8 protein-coding genes are annotated in these 10509 nt (G+C 69.5%); 7 read left to right on the top strand and 1 reads right to left on the bottom strand.

All coding sequences use genetic code 11. From position 1 onward, the window contains the following. Positions 1–356 (bottom strand): FadR/GntR family transcriptional regulator (locus tag CCN39_RS32840; protein WP_167455252.1); only part of this gene is annotated, 356 nt, incomplete at its 3' end. A gap of 379 nt (positions 357–735) precedes the next feature. Between CCN39_RS32840 and CCN39_RS32845 the strand changes: the two genes are divergently transcribed. From CCN39_RS32845 to CCN39_RS32875, 7 genes are all read left to right on the top strand, one after another. Next, entirely contained in the window at positions 736–3090 is a 2355-nt protein-coding gene (locus tag CCN39_RS32845) for a ricin-type beta-trefoil lectin domain protein (protein ID WP_086848622.1), read from the top strand. Between the two features lie 19 nt (positions 3091–3109). Then, complete coding sequence (locus CCN39_RS32850) at positions 3110–4582, top strand: arabinofuranosidase catalytic domain-containing protein (RefSeq protein ID WP_086848623.1); 1473 nt, start codon at positions 3110–3112, stop codon at positions 4580–4582. An 11-nt stretch (positions 4583–4593) separates the two neighbouring features. Next, on the top strand, positions 4594–6567 hold the full coding sequence (locus tag CCN39_RS32855; protein ID WP_086848624.1) for an alpha-L-fucosidase: 1974 nt from the start codon (positions 4594–4596) through the stop codon (positions 6565–6567). Positions 6568–6590: 23 nt separating this feature from the next. Next, entirely contained in the window at positions 6591–7676 is a 1086-nt protein-coding gene (locus CCN39_RS32860) for a ricin-type beta-trefoil lectin domain protein (protein ID WP_086848625.1), read from the top strand. A 153-nt stretch (positions 7677–7829) separates the two neighbouring features. Further along, entirely contained in the window at positions 7830–8579 is a 750-nt protein-coding gene (locus CCN39_RS32865) for a GH12 family glycosyl hydrolase domain-containing protein (protein ID WP_244211104.1), read from the top strand. A gap of 167 nt (positions 8580–8746) precedes the next feature. After that, entirely contained in the window at positions 8747–9754 is a 1008-nt protein-coding gene (locus CCN39_RS32870; RefSeq protein ID WP_086848626.1) for a cellulose binding domain-containing protein, read from the top strand. 39 nt (positions 9755–9793) lie between these two features. Next, the coding region (locus tag CCN39_RS32875) for an endo-1,4-beta-xylanase (RefSeq protein WP_208630495.1) at positions 9794–10509 on the top strand (716 nt) is incomplete at its 3' end.

Here is a 10509-nt window from a genome sequence, read left to right on the forward strand (position 1 = left end):
CTGGCCGCGGTCTCCTGGATGCGACGGAATTCGAAGAGCATGTAGACGTGGTCGAGATCGGTGGGCAGGAAGAACGCGCCCCACCGGGACCCGCCGAGCATGCCCTCGTCGTCGGAGACATACAGCCCACGTCCTTTGTGCGCTCGCACCCGGCCGATGGCCGAGAGGATCTTGACGGCCTCCCGCACCATGGTCCGGCTGGTTCCCATCCGCGCCGCCAGCTCGTTCTCGGTCGGCATCCGGTCGCCGGGACGCAGTTCCAGTTCGGCGATCAGCCGCAGGATCTGCTCCGCCACCACTTCGTAACCGGGGCGGTACGGGACAGGCGGTGCTACTACTTCCTCGTCACGGGTCACGCAATGAGTATGACTCAGTAACCCCGGGCAGCACCTTACCTCGACAACCCACCACCCGGTCAATCTTTGTCAAAGCGGCCTGAAAGTTACATCCAGGGCGGCCTCCGGGGGTCAGGACGGAGCAATGCGCCTGCTCCTCGCTTGACGTCGGAGGGGCGCGCTGCTCTCATGGATCACCGACACCACAACGGAAAAGCCGTCAGGCAGCCTCGAAACTTTCGAAAACCGCCGGCACCCCGCCGCGTCGGATGAGTCGTACACATCCTGCCCGGTCCGCCGCCGGCCGAGGCCGGTCCGGCCCCGCGCCCGGCCGGCCGGACTCCGCTTCCAGTACACAGTGGACGGTTGGGCGCCACCCCGTCCGGAGAGGTACTCGCCCATGCCGTCGCGCATCGCCGCCGCACTCGTCACCGCTCTCGTGGTGACCGCCCTCGCCACCCCGTCCGCCCACGCCGCGACCGTCACCATCGCCGTCGCCCCGGACGGCGACGACTCGAATCCCGGCACGCCCACGCAGCCGGTCGCCACCCCGGCGAAGGCCCAGCAGCTGGCCCGCGCGCAGTCGGCCGGCAACGACGTCGTCGTGCAGCTGGCCGGCGGGACCTACCGGCTCACCGCCCCGCTGCGGTTCACCAGCGCCGACTCGGGGCAGAACGGCCACACCGTCACCTGGCAGGCCGCGCCCGGCCAGAAGCCGGTGCTCTCCGGCGGTTCCCAGGTCACCGGCTGGTCGGTGCAGGACGCCGGGCAGAACATCTGGGTGGCGTCCGTGCCGCCGGGCGCCGATTCCCGGCAGCTGTTCGTCGACGGCGCGCTCGCCCCGCGCGCGGGGATCCCGATCTCCCGCAGCGACGTGCAGTTCACCACCAGCGGGATGACCATCACCAACCCGGCGCTGAACTACCTGGCCACGCTGCCGCAGCAGAACCGGATCGAGGTGGAGAGCCAGAACTCCTTCACCGACCGGTACGCCCCCGTCGACCGGATCAGCGGTACCTCGATCGTCATGCAGCAACCCGCGTGGAACAACAACAACTGGGGCTACGACACCCTCGCCAAGCCGTTCGGCGGCGGCCAGCTGTTCCTCGAGAACTCCTACTCCTTCCTCAAGAACACCGGCCAGTGGTACCTCGACCCGCAGGCCGGGAAGCTCTACTACAAGGCGCCCGGCGGCTGGGTGCCCGGCAGCCACGACGTCGAGCTCCCCCGGCTGCAGTCGCTGCTGCAGATCGGCGGCACCTACGACAGCCCGGTGCGCGGGCTCGCCTTCAAGGGCCTGAACTTCGAGCACACCACCTGGCTGACGCCCAGCACTTCGGTCGGGTACGCGAACCAGCAGACCGGCACGTTCCTCCCGGCCGCGGCCCCGATGCCGGCCGACTTCCTGACCTCCTGCCAGTCGGGCTGCCGCCAGTTCGAGGGCGCCCGCAACAGCTGGGCCCAGGCACCGGCCGCCGTCCAGATCTCGGCCGCCACGGGGATCACCTTCAGCGGCAACACGTTCACCCACCTCGGCCAGGTGGCCCTGGGCATCGGCAACGACGCGAACGCGCACGCCTCCGGCGTCGGGCTGGGCGCGTCGTCGATCACCGTGGACCACAACACCTTCACCGAGAACTCCGGCGGCGGCGTCATCGTCGGCGGCGTGCGCCCCGACGCCCACCACCCGTCCAACGCCGCCATGACGAACCGGGACGTGACCATCTCGTACAACACGGTCAGCCGGGTCGCCCTGGACTACCGCGAAATGGCCGGCATCCTCTCGACGTACGCGACGCACACCGTCATCACGCACAACGACGTCTCGAACCTGACCTACGACGGCATCGACGTCGGCTGGGGCTGGGGCGCCAACGACCAGGGCGGCAGCCAGGACTACCGCAACCGCGGGCTGTACGACTACCAGCCGGTCTACTCGACGCCCACGACGCTGCGGGACACCGTCGTCAGCTACAACCGGGTGCACGGCACGAAGAAGCTGATGCACGACGGCGGCAGCATCTACAACCTCTCCGCCAACCCGGGCAGCTCGATCGACCACAACCACATCTTCGACAACAACCGCACGGTCGGCCTGTACCTCGACGAGGGCTCCCGGTACGTGAGCCTCTCGGCCAACGTGATCCAGGACTCCGGGGTCTGGGCCTTCACCAACGCCAACGGCAGCAACAACACCAACGACAGCACGTTCAGCGGCAACTGGTACAACGGCGGCGCGACCCAGGTGGCCACCGGATCGCCGCACAACAACGTGCTGACCGGGAACGTCCAGGTCAGCGGCACGAACTGGCCGTCGGGCGCCCAGCAGGTGATCGCCGCCGCCGGCACCGGCGGGAGCAGCCCCGCCGCGGGGCCGGTCCGCGCGCTCGGCAAGTGCCTGGACGTCAGCGGCGCCAGCACCACCCCGGGCGCCCAGGTGCAGCTGTGGGACTGCCACGGCGGCACCAACCAGGCCTGGGCCCGGACCACCGCCGGCGAGCTGACCGTCTACAGCGGTGACAGCACCCGGTGCCTGGACGCTTCGGGCCAGGGCACCACGCCGGGCACCAAGATCGTGACCTGGAACTGCAACGGCCAGGGCAACCAGCGGTGGCAGGTCAACGCGAACGGCAGCATCACCGGTGTCCAATCCGGACTGTGCCTCGACGTGACCGGGTCCGCGACCACGAACGGCACGCTGATCCAGCTCGCCACCTGCACCGGCGCGAACAACCAGAAGTGGACTCTCGGCTGACGAACAGAGGAGTTCGGCCATGGTCTTCACCCAGCGTTCGCTGCTCAGAACCCTGCAAGCCGCCGCCGCGGCCGTCCTCCTGGCCACCGGGGCGGTGGCCGCCGCGGGCACCGCCGCCCAGGCCGCCACGCAGGAAGCGTGCGACCTCTACGCCGCCGGTGGCACCCCGTGCGTCACGGCGCACAGCACCACCCGCGCCCTGTTCGGGGGCTACAACGGCCCGCTCTACCAGATCCAGCGGGCCTCGGACCAGAAGTACCTCGACATCGGCCTGCTGGCGGCGGGCGGCTACGCGAACTCGGCCCCGCAGGTCACCTTCTGCGCCGGCACCCGGTGCACGGTCACGAAGATCTACGACCAGACCGCGAACCACAACGACCTGCCGATCTCGTGGGGCGGGTTCTGGAAGGGCCCCGGCCCGAACGGGTCGGACATCGGCGCGGACGCGATGGCGCTGCCGGTCACGGTGGGCGGGCACCCGGTGTACGGGATCAAGGTCACCCAGGGCGTCGGCTACCGGATCGACAACGCCAAGGGCGCGCCGGTCGGGGCCCAGCCGGAGGGGATCTACATGATCACCTCGTCGAACTACGTCAACCAGTGGTGCTGCTTCGACTACGGCAGCGGGGAGGTCTCCCACACCGACACCGGCAACGCCACCATGAACGCCATCTACTGGGGCACCGCCTGCTGGTTCAACGGCTGCACCGGCACCGGCCCGTGGGTCGAGGCCGACCTGGAGAACGGCATGTACCACACCGGTTCCGGGTCGAACAAGGACCCGAACAACCCGGGCGTGCACCACCCGTTCGTCAGTGCGTGGCTGAAGAACAACGGCACCACCAACTTCACGCTGAAGTACGGCGACGCCACCAGCGGCGGGCTCACCACGCCGTACTCGGGCGGCCTGCCCCGGGGCTACTCGCCGATGAAGCTGGAGCCGTCGATCCTGCTCGGCACCGGCGGGGACAACAGCGTCTCCGGGGTCGGGGAGTTCTTCGAAGGCGCCGTGACCAGCGGTTTCCCGACGGACGCCACGGAGAACGCGGTGCAGGCCAGCGTCATCGCCGCCGGCTACAGCAGCCCCGGCGGCACGAACACCGGCGCGGTGCACGCGGTGGGCGCGAACAAGTGCCTCGACGTCAACGGCGTCTCCACCACCCCCGGCACCCAGGTGCAGATCTGGGACTGCAACGGCGGCACGAACCAGACGTGGACGCGCACCGGAACCGGCGAGCTGAACGTCTACAGCGGTGGCGACACCCGGTGCCTCGACGCCTCCGGCAAGGGCACCACTCCGGGCACCAAGGTCATCATCTGGACCTGCAACGGGCAGAACAACCAGCAGTGGACGTTCAACGCCAACGGGACCGTCACCGGTGTCCAATCCGGACTCTGCCTCGACGTGACCGGCTCCGGCACCGCGAACGGCACCGCGATCCAGCTGGCCGCCTGCACCGGCGCGAACAACCAGAAGTGGTCCCTGAGCTGAAAGGTCGCCCCATGTCTTCGTTCGAGCTGTCGAGGCGCCGGCTGATCGTGGTGGCCGGGGCCGCCGCGGCCGCCGGCGTGGTCCGCGTCCGGCCCGGGTGGGCCACCGAAGGACCCAGCAGCTACACCCCCAGCTGGGCGTCGGTGGACCAGCACCCGCCCGCGCCGGAGTGGTTCCAGGACGCCAAGTTCGGCATCTACTACCACTGGGGCGTGTTCAGCGTCCCGGCGTTCGGCAACGAGTGGTACCCGCGCAACATGTACATCGGCGGGTCCAACGAGAACAACCACCACAAGCAGGTCTTCGGCGACCCGTCGGCGTGGCCGTACCAGAACTTCATCAACGGTGCCCGCGACAAGTCGGGCAACTGGGTGCAGTTCGCGCCGAAGCTCAAGTCGGCGGGCGGGGCCTTCGACCCGGCCGAGTGGGCCCAGCTCTTCGCCGACGCCGGCGCGAAGTTCGCCGGCCCGGTCGCCGAGCACCACGACGGCTACTCGATGTGGAACAGCGCGGCGAACGAGTGGAACTCGGTCAAGACCGGGCCCAAGCTGGACCTGCTGCGGCTGCACGCGGACGCCATCCGCGCGAAGGGTCTCAAGCTGCTGGCGGCCCTGCACCACGCGTACCACTTCACCGGCTACTACGACCACGTGCCGAACCAGCCGACCGAGTCGCTGCGCCGGCTCTTCGGCCAGAACGGCCGGTCCGCGGAGAACCAGCTCTGGTTCGACAAGCTCCGGGAGGTCGTCGACGGCTACCAGCCCGACCTCGTGTACCAGGACTTCAACCTGACCCAGGTCGACGAAGCACAGCGGCTGAACTTCCTGTCGCGCTACTACAACCAGGCGGTCGCCTGGAACAAGGACGTCGTCGCCACCTACAAGGACGGGTTCAACAACCGCGGGGAGGTCTTCGACTTCGAACGCGGCGGCCCGGGCGACCTCATGAGCCCGTACTGGATGACCGACGACAGCATCTCGAGCTCCAGCTGGTGCTACACCACCGGCATCGGCTACTACTCGATGAAGGCCATCCTGCACTCGCTGCTCGACCGGGTCAGCAAGAACGGCACCATGCTGCTGAACATCGCGCCGATGGCCGACGGCACCATCCCGGCCGGGCAGCGCACGATCCTGCTCGGCATCGGCAACTACCTCAAGCGGTTCGGCGAATCCGTCTACGGCACCCGCGCCTGGGCGGTCTACGGCGAGGGGCCGACGAAGATGGGCGGCGGCTCGTTCACCACCCCGGTGGAAGGGACCCGGACCGACGTCCGGTTCACCCGCAGCAAGGACAACACCGTGCTGTACGCGACCGTGCTGGGCTGGCCCGGGAGCACCTTCCCGATCACCACGCTGAGTTCGAACCGGATCAACCTGAGCACCCTGGTCTCGGCCCAGCTGCTCGGCCCGGACGCCGGCACCGCCACCACCCTGCCCGCGCCCGTCCAGGACGGCTCCGCGCTGCGCGTCCAGCTGCCTTCGGCCAATCCGCCGTTCGACGCGCCGGCGTACGTGGTGAAACTGACGTTCTCCGGCCAGGTCCCCACGCCCGGCACCGGTCCCCTGCCGACCGGCTGGTCCCGGATCGCGAACGTCACCACCGGTCTCGTGCTGGACAGCGGCGGCAGTGTCGCGGCCGGCTCCCCGCTCAAGCAGTGGAACTGGGACGGCAGCACCAACCTGCAGTGGCAGCTGACCGACGCGGGCGGCGGGTACGTCCGGATCGTCAACCGCACCAACGGGATGGTCGCCGACAGCCGGGGCAACACCGCCAACGGGGCCACCTGCGCGCAGACGGCGTGGACCGGCGCCACCAGCCAGCAGTGGAAGCTGACCGGACTGGGCAACGGCCGCTACCAGATCGTCAACCGGGCCACCGGCACGGCGCTCGACGGCATGGGCAACACCACCGCCGGCTCGAGCGTGGGCCTGTGGACGCCCAACAGCAGCACGAACAACCAGTGGACCATCACCGGCGTGTGACGGCCGATCACCGAGGAGACGAGATGCGCACACGGCTCGGGTGGCTCGCCGCCGCCGCGGCGGTCCTGGCCGGTACCTTGCTGCCGGGCACCGCCGCCGCCGAATCGAACGGCGGGGTCAAGGTGATGCCCCTGGGCGACTCGATCACCGAGGGCACACAGGTGCCCGGCGGGTACCGGATCGGGCTCTGGCAGCGGGTCACCGCGGGCGGCTACCAGGTGGACTTCGTGGGATCGCAGTCCAACGGACCGGCGTCGCTCGGCGACCACGACCACGAGGGACACCCGGGCTGGCGCATCGACCAGATCGACGCGAACATCACCGGCTGGCTGCGCACCAGCACCCCGCACACGGTCCTGCTGCACATCGGCACCAACGACATCCTGCAGAACTACAACGTCTCGGGCGCGCCGGCCCGCCTGTCCGCGCTGGTCGACCACATCACCGGGGCGGTGCCGGACGCGGAGGTCTTCGTCTCGACGATCATCCCGATCGCCAACAGCGGCCAGGAAGCCGCCGGGCGCACCTTCAACGCGACGATCCCCGGCATGGTGCAGAGCAAGCAGAACGCCGGCAAGCACGTGCACCTGGTGGACATGCACGCCGCGCTGACCACCGCCGACCTGATCGACGGCGTCCACCCCACCGCCGGGGGCTACGACAAGATGGCCGCGGTGTGGTACTCGGCCCTGCAGGCGGTCCCGGGCAGCATCGGCAGCCCCGGCCAGTCCTCGGCCCGGCAGCTCGTCGGAACGCAGTCGGGCCGGTGCGCGGACGTCCCGGGTTCCGCCGACGGCACCGCGGTGCAGCTGCAGGACTGCGCCGGGGCGACCTGGACGCCCAGCGGGAAGCAGCTGACGGCCTTCGGGTCGAAGTGCCTGGACGCCTCCGGGCAGGGCACCGCCGACGGCACCCCGGTGATCATCTGGAGCTGTTCCGGCCAGGCCAACCAGCAGTGGAACGTCAACGCCGACGGGACGATCACCGGTGTGCAGTCCGGCCGGTGCCTCGACGCGACCGGGCAGGGCACCGCCGCCGGGACCAAGCTGATCCTGTGGACCTGCCACGGGCAGGCGAACCAGAAGTGGACGCTGCGGGCGGCCGCGTGACCGGCTCGTTCCCCATTGCGCGCGAGACGGGAGAACGCATTCGGTAAATCGATCACGGCCATCCTCTTTGCTCCGGCCGCCCGCTGTGGTTACATCAATGGCGATTCGGTTGAGAGCGCTCCCAGAAAATGCCACGACGACGTGGAGGAGACCATGAAACTGAGGAACGCCCTGTCCGCGGCCTTGCTCGCCGCGGCCAGTGTCGCGGCGCCCGTCGCCGTCGCCCCGGCCGCCCACGCGGACACCCTGATCTGCGACCAGTACGGCTCGACCACCATCGGCGGCCGGTACGTCGTGATGAACAACCGCTGGGGCAGCAGCGCGCAGCAGTGCATCAACGTCACCGGCAGCGGGTTCCGGATCCAGACCCAGCAGGGGTCCACCAGCGGCGGCGCGCCGTTGTCCTACCCGGCCGTCTACCTCGGCTGCCACTACTCGAACTGCTCCCCCGGCAGTCCCCTGCCCCGGCAGCTCAGCCGGATCGGCAGCGTGCCGTCGTCGATCTCCTACACCTACGTCGGCAACTCGGTTTTCGACGCCTCGTACGACATCTGGCTGGACCCGACGCCGAAGACCAACGGGGTCAACCAGATGGAGATCATGATCTGGTTCAACCGCGTCGGCGGGGTGCAGCCGGTCGGCGGCCGGGTCGGCACCACCAGCATCGGCGGCCGGGGCTGGGAAGTGTGGCAGGGCAACAACGGCGGCAACGACGTGGTGTCCTACGTGGCCCAGTCCACGCTTTCGGGCTGGTCGTTCAACGTGCTGGACTTCGTCAACGACGTCGACAACCGCACCCGCGTCGACCGTTCCTGGTACCTCACCAGCATCCAGGCCGGCTTCGAGCCGTGGCGCGGTGGCGTCGGGCTCGCGGTCAACTCGTTCTCCGCGAGCGTGAACTAGGCCGGAAACCGGCGGCCGGGCGCCACGAAGGCGCCCGGCCATCGGCTCCCGACCACTGTTAGCGCTAACGTTCCACCGGGCAATTCCGGAACTGCCGGCGGCGAAAGTTTCGGAAACCAGAAGAAATGTAATTTACACCGGATCCGCGGCCCACGAAGGATTCACCGATGAAACTCGCCAAAATCTTCGCCGGTGTGCTGGCGGCGGCCTGTGCCGTGTTGCCCGTCGTTCCCGGCACCGCGGAAAGCGCCGCCGCTCCGGTGCCGATCATGCCGCTCGGGGATTCGATCACCCAGGGCGGCTCGATCGGGGGCTACCGCCTCGACCTCGGCGCGAAACTGCGCGCCGACGGGCGTTCGATCGACTTCGTCGGCTCGCTGGCCGACGGGCCGGCGAGCATGCCCGACCGCAACCACGAAGGCCACCCGGGCTGGACCATCGCCCAGGTCGACGGCTCCGTGACCGGCTGGCTGAACACCTACCGGCCCCGCACGATCCTGCTCCACATCGGCACCAACGACATGTACGGCAGCGACCCGGCCGGCGCGCCGCGACGGCTGTCGGCCCTGGTCGACCGGATCACGAACCTGGCCCCGAGCGCCGACGTCTTCGTCGCCACCATCATCCCGATCCGGTTCGCCGACCAGACCGTCCGCACCTTCAACGCGGCGATCGCCCCGGACATGCGGGCCAAGGCCGCCGCCGGCAAGCGCGTGCACCTGGTCGACATGTACCCGGCGGTGGCCATCGCGGACCTGCCCGACGGCATCCACCCCAACGCGGCCGGCTACAGCAAGATGGCCACCACCTGGTACAACGCGCTCAAGGCGGTCCCGGGCAGCATCGGCGACGACCCGCAGCCCCCGACCGGGGACGGCCCGTGCACCGCGACGGCGAAGGTCGTCGGCAGCTGGAACGGCGGCTTCCAGGGCGAAGTGACCGTCGCGAACACCGGAACCGCCGCGCTCACCGGCTGGACCGTGCGGTTCACCCTGGCCGGCGGCCAGAGCGTCGGCCAGATCTGGGGCGGCACGGCGAGCGGCACCAGCCCGGTGACCGTCAAGAACGTCGACTACAACGGCACGCTCGGCGCCGGCGCCACCACGACCTTCGGCTTCCTCGTGTCCGGTCCGGGCGCGGCAAGCCTCGACGCGGCCACGTGCACCAGCCCGTGACCGCGCACCCCCGCAAAACCACGAAATGAAGGTGTGAACATGAAGACGACATCGCGGTCGTTCTCCCGAGCCGCGCTGGCCTCGGCTTTCCTGGCGACGTCACTCGGGGTTTCGCTGGTGCTCGCCACCTCCGCCGACGGCGCGGCCTCGACGCTCGGCGCGGCGGCGGCCCAGACCGGCCGGTACTTCGGCGCCGCCGTCGCGGCCGGGAAGCTCGGCGACTCGACCTACGTGAACCTCCTGAACCGGGAGTTCAACATGGTCACGGCCGAGAACGAGATGAAGTGGGACGCCACCGAGCCCAACCGCGGGCAGTTCAGCTACGGCAACGGCGACCGGATCCTCAACCAGGCCGTGAGCAACGGCAAGCGGATGCGCGGGCACGCGCTGCTGTGGTACCAGCAGGAACCGGGCTGGGCGCAGCGCATGGAAGGCTCCGACCTGCGCCAGGCCATGATGAACCACGTCACCCAGGTCGCCACCCACTACAAGGGCAAGATCTACGCCTGGGACGTCGTCAACGAGGCGTTCGCCGACGGCGGCAGCGGCGGGCGCCGCGACTCGAACCTCCAGCGCACCGGCAACGACTGGATCGAAGCGGCCTTCCGCGCCGCGCGGGCCGCCGACCCGGGCGCGAAGCTCTGCTACAACGACTACAACACCGACGGCGTCAACGCCAAGAGCACCGGCATCTACAACATGGTCCGCGACTTCAAGTCCCGCGGCGTCCCGATCGACTGCGTCGGCTTCCAGTC

This window comes from Amycolatopsis kentuckyensis (assembly GCF_002155975.1).
Classification (GTDB): Bacteria; Actinomycetota; Actinomycetes; order Mycobacteriales; family Pseudonocardiaceae; genus Amycolatopsis; species Amycolatopsis kentuckyensis.

Bases quoted from the DNA above. Each gene is read 5' to 3' on its own strand.
- CCN39_RS32870 (WP_086848626.1), top strand. From the start codon at position 8,747: ATGAAACTCGCCAAAATCTTCGCCGGTGTGCTGGCGGCGGCCTGTGCC.
- CCN39_RS32855 (WP_086848624.1), top strand. From the start codon at position 4,594: ATGTCTTCGTTCGAGCTGTCGAGGCGCCGGCTGATCGTGGTGGCCGGG.
- CCN39_RS32850 (WP_086848623.1), top strand. From the start codon at position 3,110: ATGGTCTTCACCCAGCGTTCGCTGCTCAGAACCCTGCAAGCCGCCGCC.
- CCN39_RS32860 (WP_086848625.1), top strand. From the start codon at position 6,591: ATGCGCACACGGCTCGGGTGGCTCGCCGCCGCCGCGGCGGTCCTGGCC.
- CCN39_RS32845 (WP_086848622.1), top strand. From the start codon at position 736: ATGCCGTCGCGCATCGCCGCCGCACTCGTCACCGCTCTCGTGGTGACC.
- CCN39_RS32865 (WP_244211104.1), top strand. From the start codon at position 7,830: ATGAAACTGAGGAACGCCCTGTCCGCGGCCTTGCTCGCCGCGGCCAGT.